Annotated in this window: 13 protein-coding genes; 9 read left to right on the top strand and 4 right to left on the bottom strand. The window is 38.1% G+C overall.

Features of this window, described 5'->3' with window-relative positions:
* Positions 1 to 2: 2 nt before the first annotated feature.
* Genes M2372_RS19485 through M2372_RS19475 form a run of 3 tightly spaced genes read left to right on the top strand, consistent with a single transcriptional unit; the run spans position 3 to position 5,711 of the window.
* Complete coding sequence (locus M2372_RS19485; RefSeq protein ID WP_123320334.1) at positions 3 to 1,121, top strand: efflux RND transporter periplasmic adaptor subunit; 1,119 nt, start codon at positions 3 to 5, stop codon at positions 1,119 to 1,121.
* A gap of 29 nt (positions 1,122 to 1,150) precedes the next feature.
* Positions 1,151 to 4,309 (top strand): efflux RND transporter permease subunit, encoded by a 3,159-nt coding sequence (locus M2372_RS19480; protein ID WP_123320335.1) that lies wholly within the window; start codon positions 1,151 to 1,153, stop codon positions 4,307 to 4,309.
* Entirely contained in the window at positions 4,296 to 5,711 is a 1,416-nt protein-coding gene (locus M2372_RS19475) for an efflux transporter outer membrane subunit (RefSeq protein ID WP_123320336.1), read from the top strand. The genes M2372_RS19480 and M2372_RS19475 overlap by 14 nt, the downstream gene beginning before the upstream one ends.
* A gap of 79 nt (positions 5,712 to 5,790) precedes the next feature.
* Here M2372_RS19475 and M2372_RS19470 read toward each other — a convergent pair whose 3' ends face one another.
* The 4 genes from M2372_RS19470 to M2372_RS19455 form a co-directional block, all read right to left on the bottom strand.
* On the bottom strand, positions 5,791 to 6,282 hold the full coding sequence (locus tag M2372_RS19470; RefSeq protein ID WP_123320337.1) for a cupin domain-containing protein: 492 nt from the start codon (positions 6,280 to 6,282) through the stop codon (positions 5,791 to 5,793).
* An 11-nt stretch (positions 6,283 to 6,293) separates the two neighbouring features.
* Positions 6,294 to 7,037: a pirin family protein gene (locus tag M2372_RS19465; protein WP_123320338.1), complete on the bottom strand. Its 744-nt coding sequence runs from the start codon at positions 7,035 to 7,037 to the stop codon at positions 6,294 to 6,296.
* Positions 7,038 to 7,060: 23 nt separating this feature from the next.
* Entirely contained in the window at positions 7,061 to 7,663 is a 603-nt protein-coding gene (locus tag M2372_RS19460) for an isochorismatase family protein (protein ID WP_123320339.1), read from the bottom strand.
* Between the two features lie 183 nt (positions 7,664 to 7,846).
* A complete protein-coding gene (locus M2372_RS19455) occupies positions 7,847 to 8,731 on the bottom strand; it encodes an AraC family transcriptional regulator (RefSeq protein WP_123320340.1) in 885 nt (294 codons plus the stop codon).
* 277 nt (positions 8,732 to 9,008) lie between these two features.
* Between M2372_RS19455 and M2372_RS19450 the strand changes: the two genes are divergently transcribed.
* The 6 genes from M2372_RS19450 to M2372_RS19425 all read left to right on the top strand — a co-directional run bounded on the left by M2372_RS19450 (position 9,009) and on the right by M2372_RS19425 (position 16,192).
* Positions 9,009 to 9,584, top strand: coding sequence for a DUF4840 domain-containing protein (locus M2372_RS19450; protein ID WP_115968670.1), 576 nt, complete (start codon positions 9,009 to 9,011; stop codon positions 9,582 to 9,584).
* Positions 9,585 to 9,676: 92 nt separating this feature from the next.
* The gene (locus M2372_RS19445; RefSeq protein ID WP_115968439.1) at positions 9,677 to 10,243 is read left to right on the top strand and encodes an RNA polymerase sigma factor; all 567 of its coding nucleotides are present in this window, start codon (positions 9,677 to 9,679) and stop codon (positions 10,241 to 10,243) included.
* Entirely contained in the window at positions 10,236 to 11,630 is a 1,395-nt protein-coding gene (locus tag M2372_RS19440; RefSeq protein ID WP_123320341.1) for an outer membrane beta-barrel protein, read from the top strand. The genes M2372_RS19445 and M2372_RS19440 overlap by 8 nt, the downstream gene beginning before the upstream one ends.
* Before the next feature lie 46 nt (positions 11,631 to 11,676).
* Entirely contained in the window at positions 11,677 to 12,639 is a 963-nt protein-coding gene (locus M2372_RS19435) for a T9SS type A sorting domain-containing protein (protein WP_123320342.1), read from the top strand.
* Positions 12,640 to 13,606: 967 nt separating this feature from the next.
* Complete coding sequence (locus M2372_RS19430; protein WP_148060792.1) at positions 13,607 to 14,524, top strand: hypothetical protein; 918 nt, start codon at positions 13,607 to 13,609, stop codon at positions 14,522 to 14,524.
* A 132-nt stretch (positions 14,525 to 14,656) separates the two neighbouring features.
* The gene (locus tag M2372_RS19425; RefSeq protein WP_123320344.1) at positions 14,657 to 16,192 is read left to right on the top strand and encodes a YifB family Mg chelatase-like AAA ATPase; all 1,536 of its coding nucleotides are present in this window, start codon (positions 14,657 to 14,659) and stop codon (positions 16,190 to 16,192) included.
* The last annotated feature ends 72 nt before the right edge of the window (positions 16,193 to 16,264 follow it).

Raw genomic sequence — 16,264 nt, 5'->3', positions numbered from 1 at the left:
TTATGAACTACAGAAAAGGATATCTGGCAATCTCACTTACGGCTGCAGCAATACTGTATTCCTGCGGTTCAGGAAATAGTCAGGAAAATGCTCAGCAGGTGCAGGCTCTTCCTACAGACTTCATTCAGGTGAAATCCGGGAATGAAGATGTTTCAACAGGATACCCGGGAAGCATAGAAGGACAGGATAATGTAGAGATAAAAGCTCAGGTAACAGGATATCTGGAAGCAGTATACATCAAAGAAGGACAATATGTAAGCAAAGGGCAGACCTTGTTTAGGATTAATCCGTCTGTATACAATGAACAGGTGAATACCAATGAAGCTGCATTGAAGTCTGCATTGGCAGCACAGGAAACAGCGAAACTGGAAGTTGAAAAATTAAGACCTCTTGTAGAAGGAAAAGTAGTTTCCGATATGCAGCTGAAAACAGCGCAGGCAAATTTAAAAGCCGCAGCAGCGCAGGTTGCACAAGCTCAGTCTTCATTAGGTTCTTCAAAGATCAATGCTAATTTTACCTATATCAAAGCACCGGTGAGCGGATATATAGGCAGAATTCCAAACAGGGTAGGAAATCTTATCAGCCCGTCTGATGCATCACCATTAACGACTCTCTCAAACATCAGCAGCGTAAATGTTTACTTCTCAATGAATGAAGCAGACTTTATAGCGCATAGCAGAGCGGCTGTTTCAGGAGGAAATGCAGAGAATGTAGAGCTTATTTTAGCAGACGGTTCCACCTATGGCTTCAAAGGAAGATTAGAAAATGCAAGCGGAAACTTCGACAGAAATACGGGAAGCATCCAAATGAAGGCTGTTTTTCAGAATCCTGATAAATTGTTAAGATCTGGGGGAACGGGAAGAGTGATGATCCACAATGCACTGGACGGAGTTGTTAAACTTCCGAAAACATCTGTAAAAGATATTCAGGATAAATTCTTTGTCTATAAACTTCAAGGAAAAGATAAAGTGAAAATGACTCAGATTAAGGTGTCCGGAAGCACATCAGAGGATTACTTCGTGAAGAATGGAGTGAATGCGGGAGATAAAATCGCCATCAACAGGATAGATGCTCTTACAGATGGAGCTCTGGTTGTGGCTAAAGTAGCTTCTTCAAAATAATTTTATAATCATTCTTAGAAATTTCGAAAATGTTAAAAAAGATAATAGACCGTCCGGTACTGGCGACAGTAATATCCCTGATTATTGTCATTTTAGGGATTATAGGATTAAACCAGCTGGCAGTGACCAGGTTCCCGGATATTTCCCCACCTACCATTACAGTTTCAGGTTCATATCCTGGGGGGAACAGTGAAACGGTAATCCGTTCCGTAGTAACACCATTGGAAGAGCAGATCAATGGGGTGGAAGACATGAGCTATATGAAATCTACGGCAAGTAATGACGGAACATTTACTATCTCGGTTATATTCAAACAGGGAGTAAATGCCGATCAGGCAGCAGTAAATGTACAGAACAGAGTACAGCAGGCTACTCCTATATTACCTCAGGAGGTGATAAGAATGGGACTGACGACCTCAAAGCAGCAAAACAGTATGGTGTTGATTTTCAATATTTATACCGAAGATAATAAACAGTATGATGAAACCTTTCTTCAGAATTATGCGAATATCAACCTTATTCCACAGATAAAAAGGGTAAAAGGTGTAGGTCAGGCACAGATTTTCGGAATTAAAGACTATTCCATGAGAATCTGGCTGAATCCTCAGAAGATGGCTACTTATGGATTAGAACCATCCGATGTCTCAAATGCGATTGCTGATCATAGTTTAGAATCTGCTCCCGGTAAATTGGGAGAAGAATCAGATGCTGCATTGGAATATGTAATCCGATATAAAGGAAAAAAGAATAAGCCGGAACAATATGAGAACATCGTTGTTAAAAATGACGGAACCAATGTGATCAGGCTTAAAGATGTGGCCCGTGTAGAATTTGGTTCCATTAATAACAGTGGAGATAACCTTTCCAATGGTAAAAATGCAGTTACCGTTGCCATTATGCAGACAACAGGATCTAATGCCAATGAAATTGAAATAGGAGTAAATAAAGCGATTGATCAACTGTCAAAATCTTTTCCTCCGGGGATTAAATATACCAAGGTAATGAGTACCAAGGAAAGATTGGATGAAGCAACAGGACAGGTGAAATCTACTCTGATAGAAGCATTTATCCTTGTATTCATTGTGGTATTTGTCTTCTTACAGGATTTCAGATCTACCATTATCCCGGCCATTGCGGTTCCGGTAGCCATTATTGGTACTTTCTTCTTTCTTTTGGTATTAGGATTTACCATTAACGTATTGACGCTGTTTGCTCTTGTACTGGCAATTGGTATTGTCGTCGATGACGCTATCGTAGTTGTAGAGGCGGTTCACAGCAATATGGAAGGGACAGATCTTTCAGGAAGAGAGGCTACCCACAAAGCAATGAGCGAAATTACAGGAGCTGTTATTTCCATTACATTAGTGATGTCTGCGGTGTTTATTCCGATTGGGTTTATGTCAGGTTCTGCAGGGTTATTCTATAAACAGTTTGCTTATACATTAGCCATTGCAATTATCATTTCTGCAGTAAACGCACTTACTCTAACCCCTGCTTTATGTGCGGTATTTTTGAAAAATCACCATGCAGAAGAAGGTGGAAAGAAAAAAGGATTTGGACAGAGATTCGCTGTTGCTTTTAATGCAGGCTTCAATAATATGACCGAACGTTATGCAAAAGGAGTAAGATTTTTAATCGGACGTAAATGGATCGCAGCAGGATTGGTAGCAGGAATTATAGGACTTTCAGCATGGTTGATGTCAAGCACCACCAAGAGCTTTGTGCCTATGGAAGATGATGGGTTCTTCATCTATTCATTAAGCATGCCTCCAGGAACCGGACTGACAAAAACTACAGAAGTATCCAATAAGATCAATGCAATCTTAAAAACAGTAGATGCTGTTCAGGAGAATACTTCCATTACAGGATTTAACTTATTAAGTAACAGTGCCGGACCAGCCTATGCCATGGGATTTGTGAAATTGAAACCTAAAAAAGAAAGAGGAGCTGTTCAGGATATCGACGAGATCATGAATATAGTAAACGGAAAGCTGTCTGTAATCAAAGAAGGAAGTGTAATGAGCTTCAGAATGCCTCCGGTAGAAGGATATGGAGTGACAAATGACGCAGAGATTGTACTTCAGGACCGTATGGCTAGAGATCCGCAGGCTCTTAAGGCAAAAGCAGATGATATAATCGGGCAATTGATGCAGGTTCCTGAAGTTGCTTATGCCTATACCATGTTCAGAGCAGATTATCCACAGCTGGAACTGGAAGTGAACGAAGATAAAGCCAAGCAGTTAGGAGTAAGTATTTCCAATTTATTAAACTCTATACAGACTTATTTCTCAGGGGATCAGTCTCAGAATTTCTCAAGATTCGGGAAGTTTTACAGGGTGAATATTAAGGCTGATGGAGTATTCAGAATGGATGAGCAGGCGTTCAATGATATTTTTGTGAAAAATAATAAAGGAGAAATGGTTCCAGCCAGTACTCTGATTACTTTGAAAAAAGTATACGGTCCGGAATCCGTACAGCGATATAATCTTTATAATTCACTGAACATTAACGTAGTGCCAAAGCCGGGAATCAGTAACGGAGCCTTAATGGATAAAATTGAACCAACCCTGAATAAACTTCCGTCTGACTACAGTTATGAATGGACAGGATTAAGCTTAGAAGAAAAATCAGCAGGAAATCAGACCGTGGTAATCCTTGGATTGTGCTTACTGTTTGTATATCTGCTGCTTGCAGCACAATACGAAAGCTACATACTTCCGTTAGCGGTAATGCTTTCCATCCCAACAGGAGTTGTAGGAGCATTCCTGGGTATCAAAGCAATAGGGTTGGATAACAACATCTATGTACAGGTAGGATTAATCATGCTTATTGGTTTGCTGGCGAAGAATGCGATCCTTATCGTAGAATTTGCGGTCCAAAGGCGAAAATCAGGACTTTCTATTCTGGATTCCGCATTGGAAGGAGCGAAAGCGAGATTACGTCCGATCATCATGACCTCATTGGCCTTTATCGTGGGAATGATCCCACTGATGATCTCTACTGGAGGAATGGCTTCAGGAAATAAATCCATCAGTGTGAGTGCTGCCATAGGAATGCTGAGTGGAGTGGTGCTGGGAGTATTTGTGATTCCTGTACTGTATATGTTCTTCCAATACCTGGATGAGAAATTTTCATCCAAAAAGAAGTATCCTGTAATCCAAAACCAATTGACAAATGAGAATATTTAATATAAAGAATTTCCTTATCTCAGGCGCAATGGCATCAGTACTGGTGTCCTGCGCTGTGGGAAAACCCTATGCAAGAACAGATCTTCAGGTACCGGAAACCTATAAAGAATCCGTACAGGTAACAGGAGATACAGTAGTGGTTCCATGGAAAACGTTCTTTAAAGACCCTAAACTGATAGGGTTAATAGATAAAGCTTTAAGCAGAAATAATGAAGTAAATGTTGCATTAAAAAATATTGAACAGCTGGACCTGATTTATAAGCAAGCTAAGCTGTCTCTTCTTCCCACACTGGATTTCAATGCAGGAGCCAATAGAAGCTGGGCTTCCAAAAATACCCTGAACGGATCCCTTAATGAACAGTTCGTAGGTACAAAATATATGGATGATTTCAGCGCCAGTCTGAGACTGACCTGGGAAGTTGATATCTGGGGAAAAGCTAAAATGCAGAAAGAATCTGCCGCTGCCGAGTATTTTGCTCAGAAAGAAAATCTGAATGCCATAAAAAGCAGGATCGTTGTTCAGGTAGCTCAGGCGTACTATAACCTGATAAGTCTGGATGAGCAGGTGAAAATTGCGGAACAGAATATTGAATTAAGCAACAGTACCCTTAAAATGATGGATCTACAGTTTAAGGCAGGACAGATCAATTCACTGGCAGTGCAGCAGTCAGAAGCGCAGAAGAAAACTGCTGAACTTTTGATTCCTCTGGCAAAACAGAATATATCCATTCAGGAAAATGCGTTGAGCATTCTTTGTGGTGAATATCCGAATAAGATAGAAAGATCAGGAAATCTGAAAATGATGATTCCTGGAAATAAACTTTCAGAAGGACTTCCTGCACAATTATTGAGTCGAAGACCCGATCTGAAAATGGCAGAATTCAACGTCATCAGCCTGAATTCAAAAACAGGATTAGCTAAAGCTGCAATGTATCCGAGTATCAGTCTGAGCCCGCAGATTGGAGTTAATTCTAATAATTTCAGCTCATGGTTTGATATTCCGGGTTCTATTACAAAAGCTGTTGCTGCTAACCTGGCAGCCCCACTTTTCCAAAAAAAACAATTGAAAACCGCTTATGAGACGGCATTGATTGAACAGGAAAAAGCGGCGATCAACTTTAAACAGTCTGTAATGACGGCTGTAGGAGAAGTTTCCGATGCTATGGCAAAAAATCAGGGAACCTCAGAGAGACTGCAGCTCTTGGAACAGAGAACAGTCATTTTAGATAAAGGAATTGGTGATGCTTTAAAACTGTACAAAAGCGGAATGGCAACCTATCTTGAAGTGATTACAGCTCAGAATAATAAACTTCAGAATGACCTGGAAGCTATTAATGTAACACTGGAAAGATTAAATGCCGAGGTAGACCTTTACCGCGCCTTGGGCGGTGGAACAGAATAGAATGTAGAAGGTAAATGATAGAAAAAATGCAGCTGTATCATACAGCTGCATTTTTTATTGATTGAAGGTAAAACCGAAGTTAGTCTAAATAATTGTGAGGATAAGTAGTCTGCCCGAATTTTCTTTCGATTTCTTTTAATAGCGCGATCCTTTCCGGAGTCATTTCAGGGACAGGTAAAAACTCTCCCGGTTTTGCCGGAGTTCCTATCTCTCTGAATACCTGTTCAAGCCCTGCCGGAACCACGGTACATAACATACGGGCATAGCTATCCGAAACATTTTTAAAACAATGAACAGAGCCATTCAGTGGGATATTCACGAAACCGCCTTCCTTCAAAGTTGTTTTTCCAGCTTCTGTTTTAAACTCCAGTTCGCCCTCCATAAGGTAAAACATTTCCTGAGTGGCAGGATGGGCATGAGGTGGAGGTCCGCCACCCGGAGGAACCAGCATTTCTATAACGGCATAGGCATTATTGGTTGTTTCCCCTGAAATTACGATCCGGTAATTTCCACCTGCCACACCAAGAATTTCTCCCTGATCATGACTGACAATACTGATATTACTTTTCATAAGATAATCTTTTAGTGAGATATTTTATTGATTTGATTACCACTGTACATACCGCCATCATAATAAGGAGAGTGGGTATCTGTAACAAAGAGGACAAGCTCTGCTTTATCTTGAGTATTAAAACTGATAGATTCTCCTTTCACAAATACACTTTCACCTTTGCTTAGACTAATGGTATCATTCACTTTCAGGCTTCCCTGAAAAGCATACAAAAGAGCCCCAAAGTCTTCTCCGAATGTTTCAGGAAGTGAAAAATCCTGTCCTGGAGTAATCTGCATATCATATATCCAGGTATTGCTGCTTAGCTGAAGCTTGGTTTTGGAAGCGTCGGGTGAAGCAATCAGCCTCCATTGATTCATGCTGTGAACCTTATCCAGCTCCTGAAAAATAACTTCCGGCTTAGCATCTTTTTCTCCCGGACGGATAAATATCTGAAGCCCTTCCTGCTCGTCCAATATAGCCTCTTCGTGGTAGAAAAGCTGGCCGGCCTTCATCAGCATCAAACGGTTAGGTGTGATGAATTCAGTAAAACCTTCCGAGTCTGTATGCTTTACTTTACCTGTTCTGAAGTAGGAAAGAATATCATCGTTGATATGGGGGTGCATTTTGATAACCGCACCTCCATGAATATGAGCCTGATCAATACGTCCGATGCTGTAATATCCTGTGTCATTGTCTGTAAGGTCTAATCCGGGATATAGAATTGAGATATGAGCATTGCCCATTTTTTTAGAATTATCTATTTTTTTCAACATGTTCTTTATTTTTAATAAGGAAATTACACAAACTGTCCGATTTTGGAGATTACTTCTTCAAATACGATCTGTACTGTCTTTTCTCCATCTTCCGTTGCCCAGCTGTCAATCATATCAGCTACAAGTTGGTTGATAGTAGTGGTACGTACACCAGCTTTTTCCCATGTCTGTTGAGCCACATCATCTGCAATCTGAGTAGGAGAGCCTCCTGCATCTATCACGACCTGTACATCAAAACCTTCTTCTATCATAGATCGGGAAGGGTATACAATGCATACATCATGGGTAAGACCAGCCATAATTACATTTTTTCGGTCTCCGGCTGCTTCCAGGACTGCTTTTTTGAAGTTTTCATCCTTCCATGCATTGGTTATTCCTTCACGCTTTACCCTTTGAGCATATTCATCAGGTAAAATCTCTTTGAGCTCCGGAATAAGCATTCCTTGGGTACGATCTTCCTGGCTGCTCGTTAAGACTACGGGAATATTCAGTGCTTTTGCAATTCTTGCCAGTGCTATAGTTCTGCTGATGATCATTTCTTTCGGTCTGTTGGCACACCATTGCAGAGTTCCTGTTTGGTGGTCAATAAGTAGCATAACAGTATCTTCTTTTCTAAAATGTTTCATTGTATATAAATTTAGGGTTTACAATTATTAGGTAGTCATATCCTATTGTTAATTTTATCTTTAGGGTTATTGATTTGACAAATTGTAAAACACTAAATTAATTGATACATCATATATGGAAAAGGGCTGCAAGTAATATACTTTGGTCAGATAGTAATATTAGACTTGCTTTAAATTATTATTTTAAACATACTGTTGGATTTCCTGAATGTAATTACGGTATTCAGTGGGATTCGTTTCTGAATATTTTTTAAAATATTTTCCAAATGTACTTGGGTCAGGAAAATTTAAATGTTCGGCAATGGTTCCTATACTCATTTCTTCCTTTTGAAGCAGGATTTTGGCTTCCAGTATAATTTGGTGTTGTATCCATTTCCCTGGGGTACGTCCGGTTTCTTTACGGATAATCTGGCTGAGATATTTAGGATGAATATTCAGGAGATCTGCATAGAACTGCAATTCTCTTTGCTGGGTCGCATACTCGGTTACTGCTTTTCTGAATTGCATACTAAGGCTGTTTGTAAATGGAGTGATATCTCCCTGTTCAGTATGGATGCTAGCCGTAATATTAACCAGAGAATACACAGCACCATGTACAGTCTCTTTATGGAAAACAGATCTGGGTGGCGTATAGGAGCTTATCATTTTGAATATAGATTTGATATGCCCAGCCTCTTTTTTCCTGAGTTGAACAATAAAAGTTCCGTTTCCAGACAGATCCGAAAATCCCTTAAGAATATTATTTTCGATGATCTTTTCCTGTAAGAAGTCTTCAGAAATCAGAATACTTTCCGCTTTGTAGGGAAGTTCCTGCGTTTCCCAGTTTTTGATGGAAACCGGGTCCGCAAACACTATTGCAGGGGCTTTTACCTCATGACGGATGAGGTTGCTGTGAATCACAAGTTCTCCCTCTTTTAAAAATCCTATACAATAATAATTGGAACGGTAGGGCTCAGTAAGACTTTCTGAAATTCTGAAATCCGGGACATGTATATACCCTTCCTGAAGAGTAAGGTCTTTGAAATTATCGGTTAAATTCTGTAGAGAAATCTGTTTAATACTTTCCATAAACTAAACATCTTAGAAGAAAGATCTGATGATATTAAAGATACAAATTTTAGGTTAAAATGATTGTTATTTGAACGACTTAAAAATATGAATTTCCGAACAATCATCATTTTTTTATAGAAAAAACATTTATTTGAATTGATTTTTTAAATCACTAAATCAGTTAGTTATGAAAAATGTTTGTTTTTTTTGAAAAAAGCATGCAAGATTTCCGGAAAAGGAGATTTATATCAATGAGTACTCAAAATAATTAATGTTTAATGAAAAAAATAATGCAATGAAAAAATTTAAAGTATCTCAATTTTTAACAGCTATCTTAATTGTATTGACAGGTTTCACTTTGTATTCATGCACCGTTGATGGTCCGGAAATTCGTCCGGTAAAACAGGAGGATGTGATAGGAAACTACAAAGGGAGACTCATTACTGTACAGGGAGAGAGCAAAACAGAAAAAATAAAGAATTTTAAAGTAAAAAAAGATACGGTCATGTTTGCAGAATTTCCAGTAGATGAAATTGTGAAAACAGTAGTAAAAGACCCGGTAAAAGCAGAGATGGCCATCAAGGCACTGGGAAAGGTGAAATATGATATACAATATACGTCTTCGGTAAATGCAGCCAGTAATGTGATAGAATTGTCTTTGGTTCCAAAACCGATGGAAATCAGAATACCAGTAGATGGAACAACGAAAAAAACGGAAGTGGTATTGACGGCTAAGCAGAAAGGATTTTATGTAGGGATGGATGGCTCTATGCGATTTGTTTTGAATGCAGAGAAAATTACCGTAGACGGTACAGTACTTGCCCCTTATGAAGCGATTAATTATAATTTTCCATTCTGTGTAAAATATTAATTAATGGTTATTACTATAAATAGATTGTATTTATACAATGCAATCTATTTTTGCTTTGAAATTTAAATCAATATCGTATACTGGAGCAGTACATGGGAGAAAGTAAAGAACAGATTTTGATAGGCCGCCTTCTGCAGAAGGAGGAAGCCGCCTGGAAAGAGCTTTTTGGAGCTTATTCAGGTAATCTGACCTATGTATGCTCACGGTATATTTCTGAAAAGGAAGATGTGCATGATGTACTTCAGAACAGCTTTATCAAGATGTTCCATTCAATAGAGTCATTCGAATATAGAGGAGAAGGTTCTCTCAGGGCATGGATCACCAGGATTACAGTGAATGAGTCACTTAAGCATATCAGACAAAACGGAGATTTTAAATCTTCTGTTGAGGTGGAAGATCTTCCCGATCTTCCTGATGATGATGAACCGGATTTTGAAGAAATTCCGAAAGATGATATTATGGGATTGATCAGATCTCTTCCTGACGGATACAGAACCGTTTTCAACCTTTATGTGTTTGAACAGAAAAGCCATAAAGAAATTGCATCCCTGCTGGGAATCGCCGAAAATTCTTCTGCATCACAGTTTCACCGTGCAAAAGGGTTGCTGGTTCAGAAAATAAAGGAATTTAAAATGTCAAAAAAAGCACAATATGAATAACGAGTGGCTCAATACCCTGCGAAGCAGAATGGAGAACCATGAAGAAGAGGTTCCGGAAGGATTGTGGGATGACATCAGAGATGAACTGTTCTTGGGAGAAGAGGAGAATAAATTGGTGCCAGGCTTTATTCCTGCAACAGATGCTGAAAATAAAGGAGAAAAGATAGCTAAAACGAAACCGGATATAAAGAGCTCATGGTTGTATCGTATCGGAGGTATTGCAGCAGCAGCAGTTCTGATCTTTATGATGATGAAAATGCTGCCGGAGGAGAATCAGAAGAAAATCTCGCAGAATCCATCAGATTCGAACAAAAAAACAAGGGCTGGTCTGTCTTTGAATAATGTAGGGAATCAGGAGAATATAGAGGTTGGAGAAAAATCAAAGACGGAGAAGGCTTTAACTCAGAATAATGTTAATACAAGACATGCTTCTGTTCAAAAGATTACATCTAAAGAATCTAGAAAAAAAGAAGAAGGATATTATGAAAATACTCAGGACATCATAAAAATACCTGAGGTGATGAAGCCAATAGTTTCTAAGGAAGAGAATAAAATGACGGAAATGCCTTTAGCTGATAATAAAGTAAAAGATGAAGGTGTCGAAAAAGAGATTGATAGGGTAGAGCAGGGATTGCCTGAAAAATATGCAGATAATACCACAACTAAAGTCATAAAATCCCGGTCTGAAAAGAAATGGATGCTGAGTATGCTTACAGGAAACGCATCCTCCAATTCTTCAGAACAGCAGTTTCATGGGTATGCCTCCATGGATGGAGCGCCGATGAATATTGAAGAAGTTTGGAGCGCCTCCGAATATGTAGATGATCCTATGACCCAAATATTACTGGCTAATCAAAGTAAACCGGTAGAAGCGAGGATCAGGCATAAGATTCCGGTAACCTTCGGAATGTCTGTGTATTATAGTTTGGGAAAAAAATGGGGAATAGGAACAGGATTGAATTATACCAAACTGTCTTCTGAGCTCCATTCAGGTAGTAATGACAATTATATTAAAGGAGAGCAGACCGTTCACTATATCGGAATTCCTGTTCAGGTCAATTACAATGTATTTCAGAAAGGAAGATTTACAGGATATATCACAGGAGGAGCTATGGTGGAGAAGCCTATATCAGGAAACGTTACCACCAGTTATGTAGTACACGATAAGGTAAAGGAAACTTTCAGAGAGGATATAGATCATAAGCCACTGTCGCTTTCAGTAAATACTGCAGCAGGAGTTCAGGTAAAGCTGGTTAACCGATTGGGAATCTACGCAGAACCCGGGATCGGATATCATTTCAGGGATGAGAGGTCTCCCAACACCATTTATAAGGAAAAACCCCTGCATTTTAATTTGAAATTCGGGATCAGATTGTTGATTGATTAATGCTGATGACTTTTAAAACAGAAATCAACCTTAAATGTCAATATATATGAAAACAAAACTGACTTTTTTAACATTTTTATTATTCGGTTTTCTGAATATGAAAGCACAGTGCGAACCTACCATCACCAGCCCGAGATTAGGGGCTATATTTGCGGATAAGATATTGTTCTGTGAAAGTGAAGATGAAATACTTTCCACTACACAAACATACTCATCTTACCAATGGTACAAACAGGAATGGACCTGGCAGACACCCAATAACAATCCATGGGAAGCTATTCCGGGAGCTACCTCACAACAGTTAACGATCAATGGTGGCGACCAGCTTTATTATTTTAAGGTACAAGTGACACAGGGAGCCTGTACGGCAGAAAGTACAGCAGTAATGGCAGACGGATATGTGTATGGACTTCCGGCAATGATGTCCACGTTTGTTCCGGGAACTTATGAAATTGTAGATGGTGGAGTCGCTCATGTATGTGAAGGTGCTCCTGTGAAATTTGATGACATATTTCCTGTAGTCTATGGCCCTCATACATGGTTTAAATGTATTCCGACCACTGTTGCGCCTTTTACAGGAGACCCTTGTGTGATTCCAAATGTGACAGGAGATACCTATACCACTTCTGAGCCGGGAGAATATGGATTCTACGCCTGTACAGAATATTGCCCCAATCAGTGCCAGATGCTGGACCCTTTTACCTTCGTAAAACTTGAATACGGAAACTGGGAGTTCTGTGGAAATCTGGGGACAGGAGAAGTAAAAGTCAAAGAAAATAAATTAAGTATATATCCAAACCCTACTGCACAGTTCCTGTATATCGGAAAAGAATCAGAAGAGTATAAGGAAGTTACCATTATAGATATGTCCGGAAAACTGGTGCTTAAGAAAAATGATCACCAGTACAGACAAGCCATTGATGTAAGCCATCTGGCAGCCGGAAGTTATATCATTGTTTCTAAAAATGGCAAAGGAGAAGTCTATAGAAATAAATTTATAAAGAAATAAAGGATTAAATAATCTTTTCGTTAGTTTTTAATAGTGGTTAAATCGGTACATGAATTTGTGCCGATTTTATTTTGCTGATATAGAAACCCTCCCTGAACCTATTTTGCTTATTATCCGAATTCAACTTTATATTACAGATTAATTCTGCCTGACTATTATTGATCTTGAAAATAGCTATATAAAAGGGGTAGAATAAATCTCTTATGTTTCACATGAAACACTGAGAACATTTTTTTGTTTCAATTAAGCTTATTATTGATTTAGATTTTATTGTAAAATGGTTATATTTAATAAGTTATATTAATTAAATGGGTGTAGAAATGGAAATATTTTCTATGGTGAATCGATTAAATCATATAACAAAATCTATAGAAATCGGAGTATAGACTTAATTATCCATTATATAAAAGCACTGATTTAGACCAGAATTAGAACTAAGTCTATTATTTTATAATCTGATATTTTCATTTTATGATGAAATAATAGGGTTAAGAATTTAATTTTCAATGATTTTTGTAGGTTATTTCAAGTAAATTTTCATTTTAGTGGTGGTTTTTTCAAGCTCTGTTTTTGATAGAGGCAGGAAATGTAGATTTACAAAAGACGGTTCTCTTATTTTGAGAAATTTAAACTAAAACTGGAAAAATTGATCTTTAGTGGCAGGGAGAAAAATAAAGTTCAATAAATTTATAATACGCCATGTTTTGGCGCTGTGTGCCTGTACTTTTGGAAATAATTAATCAACCAATTAAATCATAAAGTACAATGGCAATTATTAAAAATTCAATGAATGAGCTACAAAATCTAAGTGTAGCCGGACTTTGAAAGAATATTTTTCAGATGATATCAAAAGCTTATTGTGTAGACTAAAATTCGGATTCTTTCTAACTTTTTACGATATTTATCAAATTATTTAATGATTAAAATGAAATTTAACAAAATACTCCTGCCTTTAATGATATTCTGTATGATACTGATACAGGCTCAAAAAAACACTGAAAATATCGATGGAGTGTATAAAACAAACGGATCTGTTTTCGTTATCAATAAAAATAAGACGTTTCTGATCATTGCTTATGCAACGCTGATAAAAGGAACATGGAGCATTGAAAAAGATCTTCTTTATCTGAAACCTAAAAATCCTGAAGCTAAATTCTTTGTATATGCCCGTAAAAATCCAGATATTAAAACTGGAATGCGCGTTAATTTTGCAGGAGATGGTATTGGAAACAGCAATATTGTTGTAGGCGAGTTTCCAAATAAAATGCAGCCTCTTTTTAATGATGAAGCCAACTGTCTGGACTATCCTAATGTTCATGTTTTCAAAGAAAAATGGCCAGTCATTACCCTGTTAGAAGAAAAGAAATATGAAAATGGATTAGAGGTTGATATCCCAAAACTGATCTATAATTTTCCGACTGGTGATTATAATGATTTTATTGTTCAGCATATGCAGGATAGTTTGTATCACCATGATTTTATTTTAAAAATCACAAAAAAAGGATTGTCGGAACTGAATAGCGAATCAGGTGAGGTGATTAAAAAATCTACTGTAAAAGAAGTGTTTTCCAATGAAAAAGAGCTGGAATTCATGAATCAATCATTCGATATGGCTTTTGATGCAGATTATAAATTGGTGAACAATGCATATAACACCAATGATGATATGAACGAAAAAATAGATTTGAATAACTATAAATACAACAAAATCAAGAATGTATATGTAAGCCTTAGTGTACCGGAAAAACAGGTGAATTATAAAAGCAAAGATTACCATGATAATGCTGTATTAATGAAGTTTGATAAGGTTACAGGAACTACTCAACCGCAGGTTGCTGTTAAAACATTGGGGAAACCGGTCTTTGTGGCGAATTGTGATCACTAAAAACTAATTGATGTTTAAATCTTTACTTTTCTTAAAATCATTTTAAGAATTCTTTTTTCTATAGAAAATTATTAGCATAACTTACAGATTTTCAAAACGGTATATTAATTATATTTACTTCAAAAACACACCATGCTGATCAAAATTTATGGCAGTGCCATTCATGGCGTTGCTGCCCAGACGATAATCATTGAAGTAAATGTAGATACCGGCGGAGTGGGGTACCATTTGGTAGGGCTTCCCGATAATGCGATCAAAGAAAGCAGTTATAGAATTTCTGCAGCTTTAAAAAATGTTGGCTATAAAATTCCCGGTAAGAAAATTACCATTAATATGGCTCCTGCAGACCTTAGAAAAGAAGGATCTGCTTATGATCTGAGTATTGCTGTTGGAATTCTAGCGGCATCAGATCAGATTCTGGCCGACGAAGTTCAGAACTATATCATTATGGGTGAGCTTTCGTTAGACGGAAGTCTGCAGCCTATTAAAGGTGTTTTGCCCATAGCAATTCAAGCCAGAGAGGAAGGATTTAAAGGAATTATTCTTCCCATTCAGAATGCCAGAGAAGCAGCCATAGTCAGTAATCTTGAAGTATATGGAGTAGAAAATATAAAGGAAGTCATCGACTTTTTTAATGAAGGAAAACCTATTGAGAGGGTCATATTGGATACCAAAAAAGAGTTCCATGAAAGAATCAATAATTTTCCGTTTGATTTCTCTGAAGTGAAAGGCCAGGAATCTGCTAAAAGAGCAATGGAAGTAGCAGCTGCCGGCGGGCATAATATCATTTTGATCGGTCCTCCGGGAAGTGGAAAAACAATGCTGGCAAAAAGAGTTCCAAGTATTTTACCTCCTTTAACATTGAAAGAGGCGCTGGAAACTACAAAAATACATTCCGTCGCAGGAAAAATAGGAACAGAAGCTTCATTAATGACAGTAAGGCCATTTCGTTCACCACATCATACGATTTCAGATGTGGCACTTGTAGGTGGCGGAAGCTATCCTCAGCCGGGAGAAATTTCACTGGCCCACAACGGAGTTTTGTTTCTGTATGAAATGCCGGAGTTTAAACGAACAGTACTGGAAGTTATGAGGCAGCCTTTGGAAGATAGGGAAGTGACAATTTCCCGAGCCAGATTCACTGTCAATTATCCTGCAAGTTTTATGCTGGTTGCTTCGATGAACCCAAGCCCGAGCGGCTTTTTTCCGGATGATCCTAACAATACTTCGTCGGTATATGAAATGCAACGGTATATGAATAAACTTTCCGGGCCGCTTTTAGACAGGATTGATATTCATATTGAGGTTCAGAAAGTAGAATTTGAGCAGCTTTCAGAAAAAAGAAAAGGAGAAAACAGTAAAGACATCCGGGAGCGGGTCCTGATCGCAAGAGAGATCCAGAACGAGCGGTATAAAAATCTTAATATCAGTAGTAATGCCCAGATTGGACCAAAAGAAATTGAAGCATTCTGTGATCTGGACGAGACATCTTTTAATCTTATAAAGCTGGCAATGGAAAAACTGAACCTTTCAGCAAGAGCCTACGACAGAATTCTGAAAGTTGCCCGTACTATTGCTGATCTTGAGGAATCTGAAAAAATTCTTTCCCACCATATTTCCGAAGCCATTCAGTATAGAAGTTTAGACCGGGAATTCTGGAATGCTTAGGAATCATGTAAATTGAAAAACAATCTTTAAAATTACCTCATTTATCAGTATTTTCGACGTCGCAATCAAAAT

The organism is Chryseobacterium sp. BIGb0232 (assembly GCF_024810195.1).
In the GTDB taxonomy this organism is placed as follows: domain Bacteria; phylum Bacteroidota; class Bacteroidia; order Flavobacteriales; family Weeksellaceae; genus Chryseobacterium; species Chryseobacterium pennae.
The sequence above is the reverse complement of the archived record's forward strand: the minus strand, read 5'-3'. Positions and strand labels throughout refer to the sequence as shown.

What these genes read in the sequence shown, in the direction of transcription:
- M2372_RS19465 (WP_123320338.1), bottom strand. Translation starts at nt 7,037, where the DNA reads ATGTTGAAAAAAATAGATAATTCTAAAAAAATGGGCAATGCTCATATC.
- M2372_RS19485 (WP_123320334.1), top strand. Translation starts at nt 3, where the DNA reads ATGAACTACAGAAAAGGATATCTGGCAATCTCACTTACGGCTGCAGCA.
- M2372_RS19425 (WP_123320344.1), top strand. Translation starts at nt 14,657, where the DNA reads ATGCTGATCAAAATTTATGGCAGTGCCATTCATGGCGTTGCTGCCCAG.
- M2372_RS19430 (WP_148060792.1), top strand. Translation starts at nt 13,607, where the DNA reads ATGATACTGATACAGGCTCAAAAAAACACTGAAAATATCGATGGAGTG.
- M2372_RS19480 (WP_123320335.1), top strand. Translation starts at nt 1,151, where the DNA reads ATGTTAAAAAAGATAATAGACCGTCCGGTACTGGCGACAGTAATATCC.
- M2372_RS19475 (WP_123320336.1), top strand. Translation starts at nt 4,296, where the DNA reads ATGAGAATATTTAATATAAAGAATTTCCTTATCTCAGGCGCAATGGCA.
- M2372_RS19470 (WP_123320337.1), bottom strand. Translation starts at nt 6,282, where the DNA reads ATGAAAAGTAATATCAGTATTGTCAGTCATGATCAGGGAGAAATTCTT.
- M2372_RS19455 (WP_123320340.1), bottom strand. Translation starts at nt 8,731, where the DNA reads ATGGAAAGTATTAAACAGATTTCTCTACAGAATTTAACCGATAATTTC.
- M2372_RS19445 (WP_115968439.1), top strand. Translation starts at nt 9,677, where the DNA reads ATGGGAGAAAGTAAAGAACAGATTTTGATAGGCCGCCTTCTGCAGAAG.
- M2372_RS19435 (WP_123320342.1), top strand. Translation starts at nt 11,677, where the DNA reads ATGAAAACAAAACTGACTTTTTTAACATTTTTATTATTCGGTTTTCTG.
- M2372_RS19450 (WP_115968670.1), top strand. Translation starts at nt 9,009, where the DNA reads ATGAAAAAATTTAAAGTATCTCAATTTTTAACAGCTATCTTAATTGTA.
- M2372_RS19460 (WP_123320339.1), bottom strand. Translation starts at nt 7,663, where the DNA reads ATGAAACATTTTAGAAAAGAAGATACTGTTATGCTACTTATTGACCAC.
- M2372_RS19440 (WP_123320341.1), top strand. Translation starts at nt 10,236, where the DNA reads ATGAATAACGAGTGGCTCAATACCCTGCGAAGCAGAATGGAGAACCAT.